The sequence below is a fragment of the Variovorax sp. E3 genome, from assembly GCF_016082275.1.
In the GTDB taxonomy this organism is placed as follows: Bacteria; Pseudomonadota; Gammaproteobacteria; order Burkholderiales; family Burkholderiaceae_C; genus Variovorax.
Genome location: NZ_MOWM01000157.1, coordinates 1 through 18,394, shown reverse-complemented (window position 1 = coordinate 18,394; position 18,394 = coordinate 1). Strand labels below are relative to the sequence as shown.

The 18,394-nt window shown below is 68.7% G+C and carries 17 protein-coding genes, 1 tRNA gene and 2 pseudogenes; 7 read left to right on the top strand and 13 right to left on the bottom strand.

The window, feature by feature from the left end; translation table 11 throughout:
* Positions 1-1,016: MFS transporter (locus BMG07_RS33840; protein WP_269759657.1), on the top strand; the 1,016-nt coding region annotated here is incomplete at its 5' end.
* A 7-nt stretch (positions 1,017-1,023) separates the two neighbouring features.
* Entirely contained in the window at positions 1,024-1,518 is a 495-nt protein-coding gene (locus BMG07_RS33835; RefSeq protein ID WP_198088168.1) for a nucleoside deaminase, read from the top strand.
* Positions 1,519-1,536: 18 nt separating this feature from the next.
* Here BMG07_RS33835 and BMG07_RS33830 read toward each other — a convergent pair whose 3' ends face one another.
* From BMG07_RS33830 to BMG07_RS33820, 3 genes are all read right to left on the bottom strand, one after another.
* Positions 1,537-1,746, bottom strand: coding sequence for a 2-hydroxymuconate tautomerase family protein (locus BMG07_RS33830; protein WP_198088167.1), 210 nt, complete (start codon positions 1,744-1,746; stop codon positions 1,537-1,539).
* 43 nt (positions 1,747-1,789) lie between these two features.
* Positions 1,790-2,542, bottom strand: a complete 753-nt coding sequence (locus BMG07_RS33825; RefSeq protein WP_198088166.1) for an SDR family NAD(P)-dependent oxidoreductase — start codon at positions 2,540-2,542, stop codon at positions 1,790-1,792.
* A gap of 126 nt (positions 2,543-2,668) precedes the next feature.
* On the bottom strand, positions 2,669-3,637 hold the full coding sequence (locus BMG07_RS33820) for a LysR family transcriptional regulator (protein WP_198088165.1): 969 nt from the start codon (positions 3,635-3,637) through the stop codon (positions 2,669-2,671).
* A gap of 103 nt (positions 3,638-3,740) precedes the next feature.
* On the opposite strand from BMG07_RS33820, the gene BMG07_RS33815 reads away from it, so the two are divergent.
* The 3 genes from BMG07_RS33815 (at position 3,741) to BMG07_RS33805 (ending at position 5,686) form a co-directional block, all read left to right on the top strand.
* Entirely contained in the window at positions 3,741-4,985 is a 1,245-nt protein-coding gene (locus BMG07_RS33815) for a YbfB/YjiJ family MFS transporter (protein ID WP_198088164.1), read from the top strand.
* A 27-nt stretch (positions 4,986-5,012) separates the two neighbouring features.
* Positions 5,013-5,381, top strand: a complete 369-nt coding sequence (locus BMG07_RS33810; protein ID WP_198088163.1) for a hypothetical protein — start codon at positions 5,013-5,015, stop codon at positions 5,379-5,381.
* 77 nt (positions 5,382-5,458) lie between these two features.
* Positions 5,459-5,686: a hypothetical protein gene (locus BMG07_RS33805; RefSeq protein WP_269759656.1), complete on the top strand. Its 228-nt coding sequence runs from the start codon at positions 5,459-5,461 to the stop codon at positions 5,684-5,686.
* Between the two features lie 54 nt (positions 5,687-5,740).
* On the opposite strand, the gene BMG07_RS33800 is transcribed toward BMG07_RS33805, so the two are convergent.
* From BMG07_RS33800 to BMG07_RS33765, 8 genes and pseudogenes are all read right to left on the bottom strand, one after another.
* Complete coding sequence (locus BMG07_RS33800; RefSeq protein ID WP_198088162.1) at positions 5,741-5,989, bottom strand: hypothetical protein; 249 nt, start codon at positions 5,987-5,989, stop codon at positions 5,741-5,743.
* A gap of 493 nt (positions 5,990-6,482) precedes the next feature.
* Positions 6,483-6,557 (bottom strand) — tRNA-Arg (locus tag BMG07_RS33795).
* A gap of 34 nt (positions 6,558-6,591) precedes the next feature.
* A complete protein-coding gene (locus BMG07_RS33790; protein WP_198088161.1) occupies positions 6,592-10,707 on the bottom strand; it encodes a translocation/assembly module TamB domain-containing protein in 4,116 nt (1,371 codons plus the stop codon).
* Between the two features lie 10 nt (positions 10,708-10,717).
* Positions 10,718-12,644, bottom strand: a pseudogene (locus tag BMG07_RS33785) (autotransporter assembly complex family protein).
* Positions 12,645-12,727: 83 nt separating this feature from the next.
* Entirely contained in the window at positions 12,728-13,915 is a 1,188-nt protein-coding gene (locus tag BMG07_RS33780; protein ID WP_198088160.1) for a VWA domain-containing protein, read from the bottom strand.
* A gap of 40 nt (positions 13,916-13,955) precedes the next feature.
* Positions 13,956-14,543, bottom strand: a complete 588-nt coding sequence (locus BMG07_RS33775) for a GNAT family N-acetyltransferase (protein ID WP_198088159.1) — start codon at positions 14,541-14,543, stop codon at positions 13,956-13,958.
* Between the two features lie 22 nt (positions 14,544-14,565).
* Positions 14,566-14,811 carry a hypothetical protein gene (locus BMG07_RS33770; protein ID WP_198088158.1) on the bottom strand — a complete coding sequence of 82 codons (246 nt, stop codon included), beginning with the start codon at positions 14,809-14,811 and terminating at the stop codon, positions 14,566-14,568.
* A 4-nt stretch (positions 14,812-14,815) separates the two neighbouring features.
* Positions 14,816-15,670: a MoxR family ATPase gene (locus BMG07_RS33765; RefSeq protein WP_093130390.1), complete on the bottom strand. Its 855-nt coding sequence runs from the start codon at positions 15,668-15,670 to the stop codon at positions 14,816-14,818.
* Positions 15,671-15,823: 153 nt separating this feature from the next.
* On the opposite strand from BMG07_RS33765, the gene BMG07_RS33760 reads away from it, so the two are divergent.
* On the top strand, positions 15,824-16,516 hold the full coding sequence (locus tag BMG07_RS33760; protein WP_198088157.1) for a cytochrome c: 693 nt from the start codon (positions 15,824-15,826) through the stop codon (positions 16,514-16,516).
* A 124-nt stretch (positions 16,517-16,640) separates the two neighbouring features.
* On the opposite strand, the gene pcaG is transcribed toward BMG07_RS33760, so the two are convergent.
* Together pcaG and pcaH are read right to left on the bottom strand one after the other, a co-directional pair.
* A complete protein-coding gene (gene pcaG / locus BMG07_RS33755; protein WP_198088156.1) occupies positions 16,641-17,252 on the bottom strand; it encodes a protocatechuate 3,4-dioxygenase subunit alpha in 612 nt (203 codons plus the stop codon).
* A gap of 17 nt (positions 17,253-17,269) precedes the next feature.
* Positions 17,270-17,994: pseudogene (gene pcaH / locus BMG07_RS33750) on the bottom strand (protocatechuate 3,4-dioxygenase subunit beta).
* Between the two features lie 118 nt (positions 17,995-18,112).
* On the opposite strand from pcaH, the gene BMG07_RS33745 reads away from it, so the two are divergent.
* Positions 18,113-18,394: LysR family transcriptional regulator (locus BMG07_RS33745; RefSeq protein WP_198088155.1), on the top strand; the 282-nt coding region annotated here is incomplete at its 3' end.

Here is an 18,394-nt window from a genome sequence, read left to right as displayed (position 1 = left end):
GCCAGCCGCTATGTGGCGGGCGGCGCGGGCGCGTTGCTGTGCAGCGCCGCGCTCGCGGGCGCGGTGTCGGGCTGGTACAGGCGCTGATGCCGGGCGTGGTCAAGCAGAACTACCCGGCGCGCATCGGCGTGATGACGGGGTTGTATTCGGCCGCCATCATGGGCGGCGGCGGGCTCGGCGCCATGGCCAGCCCGTGGGTGGCGCGCACGCTGGGCGGCGACGCGCATGTCGACTGGCACGCGGGCCTGGCGATGTGGGCCGTGCTCGCGACCGTCGCGTTGCTGTCGTGGCTGTCGATGCGGCAGCGGCAAGAAAAACCCGCCGCAGTGGCCGCCCCGCGCCAGGACCTGTCGTGGCTGCGCTGCTTCGGCAACCGGCGTGCATGGCTGCTGGCCGTGTGCTTCGGCCTCATCAACGGCGGCTACACCAGCCTTGTCGCGTGGCTGCCGCATTTCTACGCGCAACGCGGATGGACCGCGCAAGAGGGCGGATCGGTGCTCGCGCTGATGACCGCCGCGCAGGTGGTTGCCGCGCTCGCCATGCCCGCGTTGGCGCGCAGCCGTGGCCGCGACCTGCGGCCCTGGCTGGTGCTGACGCTGGTGGCGCAGCTCGCGGGCTTTTGCGCGTTGCTGTTCGAGCTGCCCGTGCCGGCCGTGGCCGTCGCGGTCGTGCTGGGCTTCGGCCTGGGCGGCGCGTTCGCGCTGTGCATGGTGCTGGCGCTCGACCATCTGCCCGACCCGGCGCAGGCCGGCGCGCTCGCGGGCTTCATGCAGGGCGTGGGCTTCATGATCGCGGCGCTCGCGCCTTTCGTCACCGGCTGGGTGCGCGAGCACACCGGGGGCTTCACGATGGCGTGGGCGTATCTGGCCGCCGTCGTCGCGGTGCTGCTGCCGCTCATGCTGCGCTTCGATCCGCGTCGCTACGCGGCGGCCATGTCCGGGCTGTTCGACGCCCGGGCGGCGCAGCGGCCCGGCGCACTCCCCGCGCTCGACGGCGCAAGAACAGGAAAGGTCTGAACACCCCATGTACCACCACGAATTCATGCAACGGGCGCTGGCCCTGTCGGCGCTGGCGTTGACGGAACCCGGCACCGAGCCCTTCGGCGCCGTCGTCGTGAAAGACGGCGCGATCGTCGGCGAAGGCTTCAACCATTCGGTCGCGCACTCCGACCCGACCTCGCACGGCGAGGTGGAGGCCATTCGCGATGCATGCCGCAGGCTGGGCACCGTCGACCTGTCGGGCTGCGAGCTCTACACCTCGTGCGAGCCCTGCGCCATGTGCGCGGCGGCAATGCACATCGCGGGCATCGCCAGGCTGTACTACGCGGCATCGCTTGCGCAGTCGGGCGAGGCGTTCAAGGGCGTGACGGTGCAGGCGCGGCATCCGATCGACGTGGATGCGCTGCGCGCCGAGGCGGGCGCGCCGCTCGAGCTGCGGCGCCTGCCGGCGGAGCAGAAGATGGACGAGGAGGCGGTGCGCATCCTGGCCGACTGGGCCGCGCCCCGCCGCGCCGCCTGAGGCGGTTGCGCCGCCGCTTCAGCGCGCGGCTTCCCGCGCGCGAATCACCGTCGTCGTCTCTCCCGCGAACCCCCAGTCGTCGGTGTTGATCTCGTCGATCACCACATGCGTGAGCTCGGGCTTCTTGCCGAGCACGCGCTGCAGCGTGTCGGTGATCTCCGCGATCACGGTGGCTTTCTGCTCGCGCGTGACCCCGTCGCGCGTGATGCGAACGTTGACATAAGGCATGGTGTTCTCCTTCGTTCCTGTGCCAGTCTGTGCCAGTCGGCGCTCAGCTGAAGTTGCCCGCGCTTGCCGCGCCGTCGACCGGCAGCACCACGCCGCTGGTGAAGCCCGCGCCCACGAGGTAGAGCACCGCGTCGGCAATCTCGTCGACAGTGCCGAGGCGGCCGGTCGGCTGCAGCGTCTTCAAGAAGCCGTGCGACTCGGGCGAGTGCATCTCGCTGTCGATGATCCCCGGCGCCACGGCGTTCACGCGCACGCCGTGCGGCGCGAGTTCGAGCGCCAGCGCGCGCGTTGCCGCATTGAGCCCGCCCTTGAGCAGCACCGCCATGAACGCCGGCACATTGCTGCGCGGCTGCAGCGCGATCGATGCCGTGATGTTCACGATGGCACCCGCGCCCCGCCCGATCATGTGGCGCGACGCGGCCTGCGACGCGAAGATCGTGCCCTTCACGTTGGTCGCGATCTGCTGCTCGATCTCTTCGGGCGTGAAGTCGATGAAGGGCTTGGGCAGGAAGATGCCCGCGTTGTTGACCAGCGCGTCCACGGTGCCGAAGCGCGCCACGGCCTGGTCGACCAGCGCCTGCGCGGTGCGCGGGTCGGCCACGTCGCCCGCGACGCCGGTGAACCGGTCTCCCGCGCCGAAGCGGTTGGCGGCCTCGACCAGCCGCGCGTCGGTGCGCGCATTGCCGACCACGTTCCAGCCTTCGCCCAGCAGGCGGCGGGCAATGGCAAAACCGATGCCGCTGCTGGCGCCGGTGACGATGGCGGTCTTGCCGCCGGTGTTGCTCTTCACGGTCATGATGAATTTCCTTCCGGTTCAGAGGCGCCGCGGTATGCGGCGCCGTCGTGAGGGGAAGTGTGGATTCGACCGCCTGAAGAGTGAATAGCCGATGTTCGGCGAACACTCTTCCCTGAATCGCAAGAATCAGCCCCGCTTCGGCCTGGCTTTGCGCTGCGTCGGCGCCTCGGCCTTGGGCGTGCACGCCTTGCACCATTCGTCGAAACCCGCGCGCAGCTTGGGCAGCGCAAAGTCGACGAAGGCCCGCACCTTGGGCACCGACAGCCGCCCGTGCGGCACCACCAGGTGCACCGGCAGCGGCGGCACCTCGTCTTCCGCGAGGATGATGCGCAGGCGCCCTTGCGCCACCTCGTCGGCCACGTGGTAGGAGAACGAGCGCAGCACGCCGCGCCCCTCGACCGCCGACGCCACCGCCGCGCGCAGGCTGTTGACGATGAAGCGCGGCGCGAACTGCACCGTGCGCGGCATCGCCGAGCCGGCCTGCGGCGGAAAGCTCCACGAGTCGATGCCGAAGTGCGTCATGGCCACCACCTGGTGCTCCGCAAGGTCGCCCGGCTGCGTGATGCGCGGGTGCTTGGCCAGGTAGCGCGGCGACGCGGTGGTCACCCGGCGCACCTCGCCCACGGGCAGCGCCACCAGAGTGGAGTCGGCCAGGTGCGCGATGCGCAGCGCGACGTCGATGCCCTCGTCGATCAGGTTGGCCGGCCGGTCGAGCAGGTGCAGGCGTACCGACACCGTGGGGTGCGCGTTCATGAACTCGTCGAGGATGGGCCTCAGCAGGCTCTCGCCGACGGCCACGGCCGCCGTGACGGTGAGCCGCCCGCGCGGCGCGGAGCGTTCGCCGGCGGCGGCAATGTCGGCTTCTTCGAGGTCGGTGAGGATGCGGCGGCACGCCACCGCATAGCGCTCGCCCGCTTCGCTCAGGCGAATGGAGCGCGTCGTGCGGTGCAGCAGCTCGGCGCCCACATGCGTTTCGAGGAACGCGATGGCGCGGCTCACCGCGGCGGGCGACCTGCCCAGCTTGCGCCCCGCGCCGGCAAGGCTGCCCTCGTCCAGCGCGGCGACGAAGACCTTCATGGCATCGATGCGGTCCACGATTCTTCCTTGCTGCGAAATACTGAATGCCCGAGCATAGGGATTCACTCGCGCACCGGCAATTCATAGGATGGAAACCTCGATTCGCCGGAGGCTTTCCTGGATGTCCGCGACCTCTCGCACCGCCGCAGTTGCCAACGCGGCAGCTGCTTCTTCTTCCGCTGCTCCCGCCACGCCGATGTGGCGGGCCATCCTCGCGGGCTTCTGCGCCACGCTGGTCGGCCTGGGGCTGGCGCGCTTTGCCTACACGCCGCTGCTGCCGGCCATCATCGACGCGCACTGGTTCAGCGCCTCCGCCGCCACGTACCTCGGCGCGGCCAACCTCATGGGCTACCTGGCGGGCGCGTTGCTCGGCGGGCCGATGTCGGCGCGCTGGCCGGTGCGCGGCGTGCTGCGCGCGATGATGCTGGCAACCGCCGTGTCGCTGCTCGCCTGCGCATGGCCGATCGACTTTGCCTGGTTCTTCGGCTGGCGCATCGTCTCGGGCATTGCGGGTGGTGCGCTGATGGTGCTGGCCGCGCCCACCGTGCTCGCGCACGTGCCCCCCAAGCAGCGCGGCTTGGCGAGCGGGCTGGTGTTCGCGGGCGTCGGCCTGGGCATTGCGGCTTCAGGCACGCTCGTGCCGCTGCTGCTGCACCAGGGGTTGGCGGCGACATGGATCGGGCTGGCCCTGCTCGCGCTGCTGCTCACGGCCGTGGCATGGCGCGGCTGGCCGGCGGCCGCGCCGGTGCATGTCGCGAGCACCACGCATGCCGCTGCCGTGCGGCCGCGCGTTGCAACCGGGGCACTGTGGGCGCTGACCATTTCGTATGCGCTGAATGCGGTGGGTCTGGTGCCGCACATGATCTTTCTTGTCGACTTCGTCGCGCGCGGGCTCGGGCAGGGCTTGGCGGCCGGGGCGCAGTACTGGGTGGTGTTCGGCCTGGGCGCCATCGTCGGGCCGGTGCTCAGCGGCCACCTGGCAGACCGCGCCGGCTTCGGCCCCGCGCTGCGCATCGCGTTCGCCGTGCAGGCCGTTGCGCTGGTGCTGCCCGCCGCAGGGGTCATCGGACACGGTGGGCTCATCGTCTCGAGCGTGATCGTCGGCGCGTTCACGCCGGGCATCGTGCCGCTGGTGCTGGGCCGCGTGCAGGAGCTGCTGGCCCATCACCCGTCGATGCAGAAGGCCGCCTGGAGCCGGGCGACCACCGGCTTCGCGGTGCTGCAGGCCAGCGCGGCCTACGGCATGTCTTGGCTGCTCGGGCATTCGGGCGGCGACTACGCGCTGCTCTTTGCCCTGGGCTGTGGCGCGATCGTGCTGGCCCTGCTGACCGACCTTGTTGCCGGGAGGCTGCACTCCGCGCAGTGAGCGCACGCGCCGCACTACACTGCGGCCATGCAAAGAACGAAGGAAGCTCCGCGCCGCCTCCAGCCCGTGGTGGAACTCCGCAAGGAGGGCGCCTCGTACGCTTACTCCGTTCGCGCCCCCCGCTCCAAGGGCGTGATTCCGCCCAGTTCGTACAGCAGCAGCGGCTTCGTGACCCTGGCCGACGCCCTGCGCGACGTGGCGCGGGCGATGGGGGGCGACTTCAACCGCATCTACGTTCGCCTCGAAGGCTATTGCGTCGGCGAGCGCGACATCGCCGAACTGCAGCTGACGCCGGAAAAGGTCGCCGCCGCGCTGAACGCGGATTGCCTGGCGGCGAGCGCGGCCGAGCAGGCCACGGCGCTGGTGCTGGAAACGGAACGCTTCAACGGGCGCTAGTTTCGTCTTGCGGGAGGACATGTTCGACCCAGGTTCTGCACTCTGAGTGGCGTCCGCCGCGCCATGGGGAAATCATCATGAGAGCCTGTCTGTTGCTTCGCGCCGCGTTGTTACTTGTGCTCGGTATCTTGGCGTTGATTTTCAACGCCGCGGCCGCGAACTACCCATGCTCGGGAAGCAAGGGCAGCGTGTCGCATTGCTCGGGCGAGTTGTTCGTCTGCAATGACGGTTCGATCAGCGGATCGAAGAAGGTCTGCACGGGGCCGCAGGGCGGCGGGGGTGGTGCGGTGCGCAGTACTGCCTGAGCGATAGCGGCGCGAAGAGCTATGTGCGCCGGTGAGCGCTCTGCCCTTGCTCGCTCAGCGCTCTCGCGGCATGCAGACCTGAATCAGGTCCATCACGTCTCTTGCCAGCACGGAGGTCAGCCAGAACACGTTGCCTCGATGGACGGGGCCCGCGTCTTCCTGCTGCGGAGGGCCGTTGCCGTGGCAATAGCAAAGCAGCGAGTAGAGCTGTGTGCTCTTTTCTTCCAGGAGCGTTGCGGGGTCGGGGACGGCCTCGCCGTGAGGGGAGGGCGCGCAGGCGCGGGCTATAGTCTCGGTAGCCATTTGGGGTGCTTCCTTTTCGAGGTTGGGCACTTCACTTGGTTAGACGGCTGGGGTGCTCTAACACCCTGGCCGTCGCCTTTTGATACCTCGCATTTGCATCGATGCGGCTGTGCGCCGATGACCTCGCTGCGAGGCGGGCGGTTCATGCGTTCAGGGGATCGAGGGGTGATGCGCTCCTTGCCCACGTAGCGGGGCGTTGGGGGATGAGGGCATTCACTTTAGAGAGGAACGGGGCGCCATGGGAAATGGAAATGCCCAGTAGTTCTCGGTTTGCTTGAGCAAGTGCGCTTGCGCGGTGCAGGCCACAAAGGGCTGACCATTGTTGGCGCCAGCAGCATTCACTTCATAGTGAGACGGCTGCTCGACAAGTCCCTAAGAGACTGAGTTATCGAGCCTGTTTGCGCAGAGGATGGGATGAGGCCGTTTCCATGCTCTCCCTCGGCCCTCGAACTTGTTCGGGAAGAAAAAAACCTGCTGAAAATCAACAGGTTTCTGGTGCCTTCGACAGGAATCGAACCTGTATCTGAGTCTTAGGAGGACCCCGTTCTATCCATTGAACTACGAAGACGGATAGCGGCCCGCACTTTACCAGCTTGTATGGCTCAGTCGTACTTCACCGTATAGATCAAGTCCAACCCGCTCGTCTGCCCCGCCTGCCCCCGCAGCGTCAGCTTCGTCGTCAGGTCGTAGAAGATGAACAGCGTGCCAAAGGTGCCACCGATGCTGCGTTCGTACGTGATGTAGAAGTCCTTCGACAGCCGCTTGCCCAGCGTCACCGCCGACTCGCGCAGGTCGCCGCCGCTGCCCGGGCCCTTGAAGCCCAGCTCGTCCAGCCCGAAGCGGCTGGCCAGGCTGCCGCCGGTGCCGCTGCCGCCGATCTTGCCGAGCAGCGACAGCGCGGCCTGCTGCAGCAGCGCCGATTCGCCGCCGCTCGTGGCCGAGGCGCGGCCCAGGATGACCCATGACAGCGTTTCGGCGTCCGACAGCGCGGGCTCCGAATACAGCTTCACGCGCGGCGACTGCGCGGTGCCGGTGATCTGCACGCCCGCGCGCTGCGACAGGTTCGGGCGAATGGCCAGGATGTCCAGCGCCGGGTTGTCGAACGGCCCGTTGAAGCGCGCCACGCCGGTTTCCACGTCGAGCTGCTGGCCGTAGGCGCGGTACTGGCCCTTCACGGTCTTCACCTCGCCGGTGATGCGCGGCGGGGCATTGAGCCGGGTGCTGCGAATCTCCAGGTCGCCTTCCAGCCGCGTGGTGATGCCGCGGCCCTGCACGGCAAAGTCGTCGCCCAGGTCGAAGTTGACGACGATGTCCGGCGGCTTGGCGGTCTGCGGCTTCGACGGCGAGGCCTGCGCGGCCGCCGCCTGCGCATCGGCGCGGGCCGATTCGCGCTGCGCCGCCTCGGCCGCCTCACGGTCCTTGGCGGCGGAACGCACGACGACGTCGCTGCCCAGGCTGGGCGCGGTTTCGTCGGGCAGGATGATGACGGCGCGGTCGGTCTTGAGCTTGCCACGCACGCTGAACTGGCCGTCGTCGAGCTTGGCCTGCAGGTCGCCCGACAGCGTGACCTGCCGGTCGGTGCGCACCAGCACGCGCAGCGCGCGCAGCTGGCCCTGCATGGCCATGCGAATACCTGATGCGGTGCCGCTGGCGGGGCCCCAGCGGAGGTCGCCTCTGGCCGAGAGGGTGCCGCCGTCGGACCGTGCCTCGCTGGCCGCGGTGCTGCGGTTGCCGCTCTGGCCGGCAATGCGCGCGGAGCTGCCGGCGCCGCCCTTGAGGGTGAATTCGGTGATCTGCACGCTGTCGCCGCTCAGGGTGGCGCGCAGCCGCCCGTCGCGCAGGTCGAGCCCTTCGACGGGCGCGCGCAGCGCGAGCTTGTCGGCGCCCAGGGTGCCGTTCCAGCGCGGCACGGCGCGGTTGCCCGACAGGGTGGCGCTGGCGTCCAGCGTGCCGGCAATGCGCCAACCCGGCGGCGCGAGCATCGACCACACGCCCAGGTTGGGCAGGCTGGCCTTGATGGTGCCGCCCAGCGGCGCGTCGGGCGCCCACTGCCAGCCGCCGGCGCGCTGCTGCACGCGGGTGTCGATGTCGGCGTTGATCTTGCCGGCGCGCTCGCTGTCCCACGCCAGGGTGGCGCGCACGGCATCGCCCTGCGCGTCGAGCCGCAGTTCGGCCTGGCGCAGGCCGGCGGGGGTGCTGGGGGCTTCCACGCCGTTGGGCGCGGTGGCGGAGTTCATGGTGCGTTCGCTGGCGGTGCCCGTGCCGGTGCTCACGATGCGCGTGACCAGCGCGGCTTCGCCGGCCTGCACGCGAATGTCGCCGCTCTGGCGCGCGATGCGGGCCTTGGCGCGCAGCGTGTCGCCGGCGTCGATGTCCCAGTCGCCGTCGAACATCAGGTCGCCGCTGATGCCGTATTCGCCCAGCGTGGTGTTGGCGCCCAGTGCGCCGGCCCAGGCCATGGGCAGGCCCTTGAGCTCGCCCTTCGACTGCACGCGGAACACGCGGTTGGGTGCCGCGCCGCTCTGGCTGAAGCGCAGCGGCTGCCAGTCGATGCGCACGGTGCCGGGCACGGGGCCGCGCAGGGTGGCCGCGGCGGCGGAAGCTTCGACGTCCAGCCGGGCCGCGTTGCCGCTGGTGCTGCGGATGGTGGCGGTTACCTCCCGGCTCAGCTCCAGCACCCAGGGGGCGTCGCCGGGGCGGGCGGTGTCCTGGGCCCGCAGGCGCAGGCTGGCGAGCGCGGCGCGCCACTGGTCGGTGCCCGCCAGGCCGCCGCTGGCGCGGGTGTCGATGGTGATCTTCTGGGTGCCGGTGGTGGCTTCGCCCTGCAGCGTGAGGCTGGCTTGCGCCAGGCTGCCCGCGAGTTCGGCGCGCAGGCCGTTCAGCTGCACGCTGGTGGCGGGCGCGCCGGGCTGCTCGGCGGGCAGGTTCAGGTCGAGGCGGGGCACGCCGAGCATGGCCTTGAGCGTGGGCTCGGCCACGCCGCGCTGTGCCGGCGCTCCTGCGTTCTGCAGGCGGCGCTGGATGGTCTGCCAGCCGCCTTGCCAGCTGGCGTCGAGCTTGGCCGAGCCCTTGGCACTGGCGCTCGCGAACACCTTCGACAGGCCCGGCAGGCCTTGCACCCAGCGCTGCATGGCGTCGGCGTCGTCGATGCTGGCCTTGATGTCGCCGCTGCCGGTTGTGGGCGCGATGCGGCCTTCGACCTGCGCGCTGCCGCCCGGCAGCACGAGGTTGAGCTTGCCGCTGCCGGCCTGGTCGGCCACGCGAATCTGCAGCTTGCCGTCGATGCTGGCGCGCTGGGCCTCGATGCGCAGCGTGCGCAGGTCGAGCACCTGGTTTTTCCACTGGCCCTGGGCCAGCGCGCGGTCCAGCGCAAAGCCCGGCAGCGCCTTGCTGCCGGCGCCGCCTTCGGCGCGCAATGCGGCGTCGAAGGCGATGGTGTCTTCGCGCTGCTCGGCCTTGAGCTGGCCGTTCACGGGCGCGCCCGACAGTTCGGTGTACAGCGCACCGGGCCGCACGCCGCGCACGGTGGCCTGGATCTGCCAGGGCGAGGGCGCGGGGCTCCACTTGCCGGCCGCGTCGATGCGCCCGCCGCCCGCGCGCACGGTGGCTTCGGGAATGGTCCAGTGGGTACCGTCGAAGCCCACGCGCGCCTGCACCTGTTCGACCGGGAGCTTTTCCTGGTCCCACGGGCCGGCCACGCTGTTGCGGATGTCGGCCGAGGCCTTCCATGCGGCCGGGCCGGTGTCGGCGTCGGGCGTGAGCTCGACGGTGCCGGTGAGCCGCGTTTCGGGTGCGCCGGGCCACAGGCTCGATGCATCGACATTGCGCAGGTCGGCCTTGGCGTCGATCACCGGCTGCGGCAGCCACGGGGCGATCTGCGCCTGCAGCCTGGCCTCCATGGGGGCGTCGGCGTTTTCTTCGGCGGGCTTGAGTTCGGCGGCCACCTGCAGGCGCGCCTCGGTGCCCGCGAGCGTGCCTTTGACGGTGGCTTCGGCCAGCACGTCGATGTCGTGGTCCTCGGCCAGCGGCGCTTTCACGCGGCCGTCGAGCGAGGCGTCGATGGCCATGGGCGCGGGGCCCTGCAGCTTGACGCGCGCGCTGTAGTGGCCGTCGACAATGTCCACGCCCTTGACCTCGAGCGCGTGCTCGGCGGCCTTGTAGCTGTAGCTGCCCGACAGGTTGAGCGCCTGCAGCGCGGGCGGGCCGGCCCAGCGCACTTCGTCGATGCGAAAGGGCACGTCGACATCGACCGGCAGCGCCAGCTGCTGCAGCGGCTCGGTGGGCTTGTCGCTCGGCGGGCCGCGCTTTTCTATCAGCACCTGCCTGGCATGCACTTCACCAAGCTGCACCTTGCGCTGGAACAGCGGCGCGAGCTGCCAGCCGATGGTGGCGTCGTTCACCTCCACCGCAATGCTCTCGCTCTGGTACTTGAGCCAGCCGATGTGGCCGCCGGTGCGCAGCGAGCCGGTGACGTCGCGGCTTTCCAGCGTCTGGCCGGCGGGCAGGCGCTGCGCGGCCTGTGCGAGCGCAAAGGCCAGCGACTTGTTCGAGCCCAGCCACCACCACGCGCCCGCGCCCAGCAGCAGCACGGCCACGAACAGGCCGAGCACGGTCCAGGCGAATGCGCGCAGCGCGCGGCGCGTGCGTGAGCGCTTGACGGCCGCAGGCGGTGGCGTTGGCGTGTTCGCCGGGGTGGTGGTGTCTGCGTCGGTCTGCATCAGCGGGCCATCAGAAGGTGAAGCCGAGGCGAAAGTGCAGGCGGAATCTCTTGCTGTCCACGCCGTAGGCCAGGTCGGCCTGCACCGGCCCGACCGGGCTGCGCCAGCGCGCGCCCACACCCAGGCCCACCTTGGGCTTGAGCTCGGCGGGCTTGTCGGCCACGGCGCCGGCATCGACGAACACCACGCTCTCCCAGTCGGTGAGCTTGTTGTTGTAGACGAAGGGGCGCTGCCATTCGGCGCTCAGCACGCCCAGGTAGCGGCCGGCCACAGTCTGGCCGTCGGCGCGCACGGTGCCGATCTGCTTGTAGCTGTAGCCGCGCACGGTGGTGTCGCCGCCGGTCAGGAACATCAGCGTGGACGGGATCTGCGCGCTGTCCTTGGCCGACACGGCGCCGGCTTCCACCCGCAGTTGCAGGCGGCTGCGGCGCGCGTTGGTTTCCTTGTCGTCGCTCGCGCCCAGCGGCACCACGCCGAGCCAGCGCGCGTAGGTGCGGGTGAAGGGCGTCTGCTCGCCGGTGAGCGTGTAGCCCGCGGCCACTTCGAGCGCCAGGCCGAAGCCGCGCGAGGGCGCGGAGTTGTTGTCGAAGTAGCGCCCGGTCCAGCCCCAGTTGGCGGTCACGGCCGAGGCCGAGGGCGGCGCGTTGATGCCGCGGTTCTGCGCGTAGTCGTACTGCAGGAAGTAGCTGCGGTCGATGTGGTCGCTCGACTTGTTGCGCCCGCCGCGCAGCCGGCCGCTGTCGACCACGTAGCTGCCCGATTGCTCGCTCTTGAGCTCGGCGCCCGCGAACCAGCGCCAGCGTGGTCGTCGGGAATGGCGTTGAGCTCGGTGCCCAGCGACTTGATGTCGCTGTCGACCGACAGCCGCGACACCGCGCGCCAGCCCAGCAGCGGCACCTGGTTGTGGATGTGGTCGACCGACAGGCGCGGGCCGTTGTCGGTGGTGAAGCCGGCGCCCAGCACCACCTTCTGCAGCGGCGCCTCGCGCAGCTGCGCGATGACGGGCGCGGCCAGCGGGTTGCCGCTGTCGGTGTCGAGCGTGAGGAACACGGAGTCGTAGTAGCCGCTGCTGGCCAGGCGCTGTTGCGCGTCGAGCAGCTTCTGCTGGTCGTAGTCCTGGCCGCTGGGCAGGCGCGCGATGCGGCGCGCGCCGTCGGGGTCGTAGCGTTTTATGCCGTTCAGCACCAGCGGGCCGAACTTGTAGGCCGGCCCCGACTGGTAGGTGACGCTCAGGCGCGCCTCGTGGCGGTCGGCGTCGACCTCGGCGCGGCTGATCTCGATGTTGCCCGTGGGAAAGCGCTTGGCCGTGAGGCTGCGCAGCGCGGTGGTCTTGGCCTCGTCCCAGGCCTGCTGGGTGAAGGGCTGGCCCGCGCGCAAGGCCCAGGCGGTGCGGATGGAGTCGCGCTGCGCTTCGGCGGTGGCGTCGTCGGCAATGGCGCCGCCGTAGCTGATCTGCACGTTGCTCACCGTGGTGAGCTCGCCGGGCGCGACGGTGATGACGATCTCGCGCGGGGCTTTGTCGCTGTTCGGCGTTTCGTTGAGTTCGAGCGTCAGCGTGGGCGTGAAGTAGCGAGGGTGCCGAGCAGCTCCCGGGCATTGGCCTCGGCGGCCACCATGAGGCGGGAGATCTCGGTGGCGCCCAGGTCGTCGAGCTCGCGGTAGCGCTGGATTTCCAGGTGCAGCTTGAGGTAGTCGCGCACGGCCTCGGGGCCGCGCACGTCGACGGTGAAGGCGTCGCGCTTGTCGGTTTTTTCCTTCTTGTCGTCGTCACCCTTGGCGGTGTCGGCGGTGCTGTTGCCGCGCACGAGGCCGGCCACGGGCTTGCCCTCGGTCTCGTCTTTCTTCGGCAGCAAGCTGCAGCCTTGCAGAAGCAGGACGCCTGAAAAAAGCAAAGCCGGCCACCACGCCGGCAAGGAAACTGAAACCACCCTGACCATGGGCGGATTCTGACAGCAAGGCCGGGCGGTTACTGAAGAGGCCGGCCACAGGCGGCCTCGTCCTACCCGCCCACGCCGGCAAATTACTTGGAAAGCATGCGCATGGCCTCTTCAAGGCCCCGCAAGGTCAGGGGGTACATGCGGTTGGACATGAGCTGCTGCATCACCGCAATGCTCTGGCGGTACTGCCACACGCCCTGCGGCTCGGGGTTGATCCACGCGAACTTGGGAAAGGTGTGCGTGAGGCGCTGGATCCACTCGGCGCCGGCCTCTTCGTTGTTGTACTCGACGCTGCCGCCGGGCTGCAGGATCTCGTAGGGGCTCATGGTCGCGTCGCCGACGAAGATGAGCTTGTAGTCCTTGTTGTACTTGCGCAGGATGTCCCAGGTCGCGAACTTCTCGGAGAAGCGGCGCTTGTTGTTCTTCCACATGAAGTCGTACACGCAGTTGTGGAAGTAGAAGAATTCGAGGTGCTTGAACTCGGTCTTCACGGCCGAGAACAGCTCTTCGACGCGCTGGATGTGCTCGTCCATGGTGCCGCCCACGTCCATCAGCAGCAGCACCTTGACGTTGTTGTGGCGCTCGGGCCGCATCTTGATGTCGAGGTAGCCGGCGTTGGCCGCGGTCGAGTGGATGGTGTCGTCCAGGTCCAGCTCTTCCACGTTGCCTTCGCGCGCGAACTTGCGCAGCCGGCGCAGCGCGACCTTGATGTTGCGCGTGCCCAGCTCCTGCGTGTCGTCGTAGTCCTTGTAGGCGCGCTGGTCCCACACCTTCACGGCGCTCTTGTTCTTGCCCGCGCCGCCGATGCGAATGCCCTGCGGGTTGTAGCCGCCGTTGCCGAAGGGCGAGGTGCCGCCGGTGCCGATCCACTTGCTGCCGCCCTCGTGGCGCTCCTTCTGCTCCTCGAAGCGCTTCTTGAGCGTTTCCATGAGCTCGTCCCAGCCCATCTTCTCGATCTTGGCTTTTTCCTCGGCCGTGAACTCGCGCTCCAGCGTCTTCTTGAGCCAGTCGAGCGGCACTTCCTTGGTGAAGTCGGTGAGCATTTCGACGCCCTTGAAGTAGGCGGCGAAGGCGCGGTCGAACTTGTCGTAGTGCTTCTCGTCCTTGACCAATGCGGTGCGCGAGAGGTAGTAGAAGTCGTCGATGCCGTAGGCGCCGTCGGAGTTGGGCCCCACCACGTCGGCCTGCAGGGCTTCGAGCAGCGTGAGGTATTCCTTGACCGACACGGGCAGCTTGGCCGAGCGCAGGGTGTAGAAGAAGTCGATGAGCATGGGGCGCTCCTTGTGGGGCCGGGTGTTCCGGGGTGTTCGATCAGCCGCGCGGCTTGTCCAGCAGGTACGTCAGCTGCGCCTTCACCTCGGGCCATTCGCCCGCGCGCAGGCTGTACATGACGGTGTCGCGGATGGTGCCGTCGCGGCGCATCGCGTGGCCGCGGATCACGCCGTCTTTTCTGGCGCCCAGCCGCTCGATGGCGCGCTGCGACGCAAAGTTGAAGTTGTCGGTACGCCAGCCCACCACGTTGCAGCCCAGCGTGTCGAACGCATGCGTGAGCATCAGCAGCTTGCAGGTGGTGTTGACGTGCGTGCGCTGGCAGCGCGCGGCGTACCACGTGTAGCCGATCTCCACGCGCTTCACGCCCGGCAGGATGTCGTGGAAGCTCGTGCTGCCCAGCACGGTGCCGGTGGCGGCCTCGGTCACCGCGAAGGCAAAGCGGTCGGCGGTCTTGAGCGCGGTCTCGATGTAGGCGCGCGTGTCCTGGGGCTCGGGCACGGAGGTGACGCGCAGCTTCCACAGCTCGCCGTCGGCCGCCGCGGCGCGCAGGCCGTCTTCATGCGCGAGCGACAGCGGCACCAGCGCCAAGTCGCGGGCCTTCAGCGTGACTGGTTCGACGAACGCCATCTTTTCTCCGACTCTGTCTTGTTCAGCCGCGCGGGTCGCCGTACTTGCGCACGTACCAGACGCGCGCCGCCTGCGCCCCGGCGCCGCCGCCCAGGCCCACCAGCGCAATGCCGATGATCTCGCGCTTGCTGTATTCGCCCGAGCCGAAGGCGTCGAGCCCGAGCAGCAGCCCGAGCCCGCGGCCGAGCATGGCGCCCACCACGAACAGCACGGCCTGGGCAATGCCCAGCTTCATCAGTTGCCGGGTGGAGTGACGTTGTCCGCTCATGGGTTCAGCGGTTGTTGCGTTGCATGAAGACGAGCTTCTCGAAGAGCGTCACGTCTTGTTCGTTCTTGAGCAGCGCGCCCACCAGCGGGGGCACGGCCACCTTGTCGTCCTTGCTCTGCAGCGCCTCGAGCGGAATGTCTTCGGCCACCAGCAGCTTGAGCCAGTCGAGCAGTTCGGAGGTCGAGGGCTTCTTCTTCAGGCCGGGCAGGTTGCGCACGTCGTAGAAGGTCTTCATGGCGGCCGTGAGCAGCTCCTGCTTCAGGCCCGGGAAGTGCACGGCGACGATGTGCTTCATCGTCTCGGCATCGGGGAACTTGATGTAGTGGAAGAAGCAGCGGCGCAGGAACGCGTCGGGCAGTTCCTTCTCGTTGTTGGAGGTGATGAACACCACCGGCCGGTGCTTGGCGCGGATGAGTTCGCGCGTCTCGTAGCAGTAGAACTCCATGCGGTCGATTTCGCGCAGCAGGTCGTTCGGGAATTCGATGTCGGCCTTGTCGATCTCGTCGATCAGGAGCGCCACCGGCTCGTCGGCCGTGAAGGCCTGCCACAGCACGCCCTTGACGATGTAGTTCTGGATGTCCTTGACGCGCTCGCCGCCGTCGACGTCCTTGAGTTGCGAGTCGCGCAGGCGGCTCACGGCGTCGTATTCATACAGGCCCTGCTGGGCCTTGGTGGTCGACTTGATGTGCCACTGCAGCAGCGGCAGGCCGAGCGACTGGGCCACTTCCTCGGCCAGCATGGTCTTGCCGGTGCCGGGCTCGCCCTTGACGAGCAGCGGGCGTTTGAGCGTGATGGCCGCATTGACCGCGAGCATCAGGTCCTGCGTGGCGACGTAATTGTCTGAGCCCTGGAATTTCATGAGTGAGACGAAGGAGGCTGGGGTGGAGAAAAGAACACACTCGACACGCGTTGTGCAGCCTAGGGTTGGCCTGCACAGGGTTCTTGGAGACCCCTGCATATAATCGAATGTTGATTCGAAAAACTGTACTCTCCACGAGATTGTGCGCGCAAAATGAACAAGTTGTTGACCACGATGTTTGCCCTTGCTGTCGCTTGCGTGACGGTCTCGGCTGAAGCCCAGCAAGTCACTGGCAAGGCCCAGGACGGCGCAAAGAAGGTTGCCATGTGCGTGGGTTGCCACGGCATCATCGGCTACCAGGCCAGCTTCCCGGAGATTCACAAGGTGCCCATGATCGCGGGCCAGAGCGCCACGTACATCACGTCCGCGCTCACCGCGTACAAGGGCGGCGACCGCAAGCACCCGACCATGCGCGCCATTGCCGACACGCTCACCGAGCAGGACATTGCCGACCTCGCCGCCTACTACAGCCAGCTCGGCCTGAAGGACGGCGGCGCACCGCCCGCCACGCTGGCCAAGGCCACGCCCGCCAACGTCGAGGCGCTCATCACCCGCAACGCCGACAACAGCTGCACCAAGTGCCACGGCGCCAACTTCAACACGCCCAACGACGGCACCGTGCCCAAGCTGGCCGGCCAGCACGCCGACTACCTGTTCGTCGCGCTCAAGTCATACCGCGTGAAGAACAACCCACACCTGGGCCGCTCGAACGCGGTCATGGGCCAGCAGGTCGAAGAGAAGAAGTTCACCACGGCCGAGCTCAAGACGCTGGCCACCTACATCAGCTCGCTGCCCGGCGAGCTGAAGACGGTGCCGGAGTCGCGCATTCACCACGGCGCGGAGTAACGCGCAAGGCTTGCTCCGCAGCACAAGCTGCCGCAAACAAGAAAGCCCGCTTCGCGCGGGCTTTTTGTTGGGCGGGGTTTTCCCTTGCGTTGCTGATGAATGCGCGCGCAAGGCGCGCAACATCTCAGACGTTGAAGAAGGCCGTTTCGTCGGCGCCCTGCATGCGGATGTCGAAGCGGTAGGTCACCGCGCCGCCGTGCTCCACGCGCTCGGCGATGAGCGTGTGGCGGCGTTCGGCCGGCACGCTGGCGAGCACCGCGTCTTTCGCGTTGGCCTCGGCCTCGTCGCTGAAGTACACGCGCGTGAACGCATGCAGCAGCAGGCCGCGCATCAGCACGATCACGTTGATGTGCGGTGCCTCGCCCGGTGCCTGCGCGCCCGGCTTCACGGTGTGGAATACGAAGCGGTTGCCCTCGCCGGTGCCCGTGCCCACGCGGCCGAAGGCGCGAAAGCCGATGGCGCGCGCCTCGTCGGGCGTCTGCGGGTAGCGGCCTTCGCCGTCGGGCTGGCTGATCTCGACCAGCGCGTCGTTGATCGGGTTGCCGTCGCCGTCGATCACGCGGCCTTCCAGGCGGATGCGCTGGCCGGCGGCCTTGTCGAGCGCCAGCACGGCGTCGAAGGGCTGGTCGAAGTCGTAGCCGTACTGCGTGGCGGTCAGGCCGTAGGCGAAGTAGGGGCCCACGGTCTGCGAGGGGGTCTGGCCGAAGTCGGCTTCCTGTGCGGTCATCAATGACATGGCGTGTGTCTCCTGGCTCAGCGGTTCTCGAACGGCGTTTCGTCGGCGCCGCGCAGCACGATGTCGAACTGGTAGCCCAGCGCGTAGCCCTCTTCGGTGATGTCGAGGCTGAAGTCGGCGATCAGCCGGTTGCGGTAGCGCTCGGGCGTGCCGGTGATCATCGGGTCGTACTGCATCAGCGGGTCGCCGGGGAAGTACATCTGCGTGACCAGGCGGCTCGCAAAGCTCTGGCCGAACAGCGACAGGTGGATGTGCTGCGGACGCCAGGCGTTCGGGTGGTTGCCCCAGGGGTAGCGCCGGGCTTGATGGTGAGGAAGCGGTAGCGGCCTTCGCTGTCGGTCAGGCAGCGGCCCGCGCCCAGGAAGTTGGGGTCCAGCGGCGCGTCGTGCTGGTCGACCTTGTGCACGTAGCGGCCCGAGGCGTTGGCCTGCCACAGCTCGACCAGCGTGTTGGCCACGGGGCGGCGGCGCTCGTCGAGCACCTGGCCGGTGAGGATCATGCGTTCGCCCAGCGGCTCGCCGTTCTTGCGCGCGTTGCGCGTGAGGTCGTGGTCGAACTCGCCGATGCTGTCGTGGCCGTACACCGGCTGCTGCAGCTCGCCGAGCGAGGCCTTCAGCGGAATCAGCGGCTTCTGCGGACCGCGCTTCACGGTCGACTTGTAGCCGGGGTAGACGTAGCTGGGGTGGGCTTCCCAGTCGCGCGGGGTGAGGATGGGCGACGGGCCCTTTGTCTTGGTCAACATGAATGTTGTCTCCTGTCGTGGGACGAATCCGGAAACCCAGATTCTGGAATCGCCGTTCGATGATGTAAATTGAAGATTGCTCCGTTCTCAATAACCAGCAGGCATTGAAAGCCCCGCCTTGAAAACCCCCGCCGACCTTCGCCAGGACTTCGTGCGCAACGTGCAGTTGCGGCACCTGCGCTGCCTCGTGGCCGTGGCGCAGGAGCGCCACCTCGCGCGGGCCGCCGAGCGGCTGGCGCTGAGCCAGCCGGCGGTGTCGAAGACGCTGTCGGAGCTGGAGGCCATCGTCGGCACGCGGCTGGTCGAGCGCAGCAAGGCCGGCCGGCGCGGCGTGCAGGGGCTCACGGCCGCCGGCGAGCAGTTGCTGGCGCATGCGCTGCGCGTGCTCGAGGCGCTCGAC

What these genes read in the sequence shown, in the direction of transcription:
- BMG07_RS33835 (WP_198088168.1), top strand. Translation starts at nt 1,024, where the DNA reads ATGTACCACCACGAATTCATGCAACGGGCGCTGGCCCTGTCGGCGCTG.
- BMG07_RS33830 (WP_198088167.1), bottom strand. Translation starts at nt 1,746, where the DNA reads ATGCCTTATGTCAACGTTCGCATCACGCGCGACGGGGTCACGCGCGAG.
- BMG07_RS33825 (WP_198088166.1), bottom strand. Translation starts at nt 2,542, where the DNA reads ATGACCGTGAAGAGCAACACCGGCGGCAAGACCGCCATCGTCACCGGC.
- BMG07_RS33815 (WP_198088164.1), top strand. Translation starts at nt 3,741, where the DNA reads ATGTCCGCGACCTCTCGCACCGCCGCAGTTGCCAACGCGGCAGCTGCT.
- BMG07_RS33810 (WP_198088163.1), top strand. Translation starts at nt 5,013, where the DNA reads ATGCAAAGAACGAAGGAAGCTCCGCGCCGCCTCCAGCCCGTGGTGGAA.
- BMG07_RS33805 (WP_269759656.1), top strand. Translation starts at nt 5,459, where the DNA reads ATGAGAGCCTGTCTGTTGCTTCGCGCCGCGTTGTTACTTGTGCTCGGT.
- BMG07_RS33800 (WP_198088162.1), bottom strand. Translation starts at nt 5,989, where the DNA reads ATGGCTACCGAGACTATAGCCCGCGCCTGCGCGCCCTCCCCTCACGGC.
- BMG07_RS33790 (WP_198088161.1), bottom strand. Translation starts at nt 10,707, where the DNA reads ATGCAGACCGACGCAGACACCACCACCCCGGCGAACACGCCAACGCCA.
- BMG07_RS33780 (WP_198088160.1), bottom strand. Translation starts at nt 13,915, where the DNA reads ATGCTCATCGACTTCTTCTACACCCTGCGCTCGGCCAAGCTGCCCGTG.
- BMG07_RS33775 (WP_198088159.1), bottom strand. Translation starts at nt 14,543, where the DNA reads ATGGCGTTCGTCGAACCAGTCACGCTGAAGGCCCGCGACTTGGCGCTG.
- BMG07_RS33770 (WP_198088158.1), bottom strand. Translation starts at nt 14,811, where the DNA reads ATGAGCGGACAACGTCACTCCACCCGGCAACTGATGAAGCTGGGCATT.
- BMG07_RS33765 (WP_093130390.1), bottom strand. Translation starts at nt 15,670, where the DNA reads ATGAAATTCCAGGGCTCAGACAATTACGTCGCCACGCAGGACCTGATG.
- BMG07_RS33760 (WP_198088157.1), top strand. Translation starts at nt 15,824, where the DNA reads ATGAACAAGTTGTTGACCACGATGTTTGCCCTTGCTGTCGCTTGCGTG.
- pcaG (WP_198088156.1), bottom strand. Translation starts at nt 17,252, where the DNA reads ATGTCATTGATGACCGCACAGGAAGCCGACTTCGGCCAGACCCCCTCG.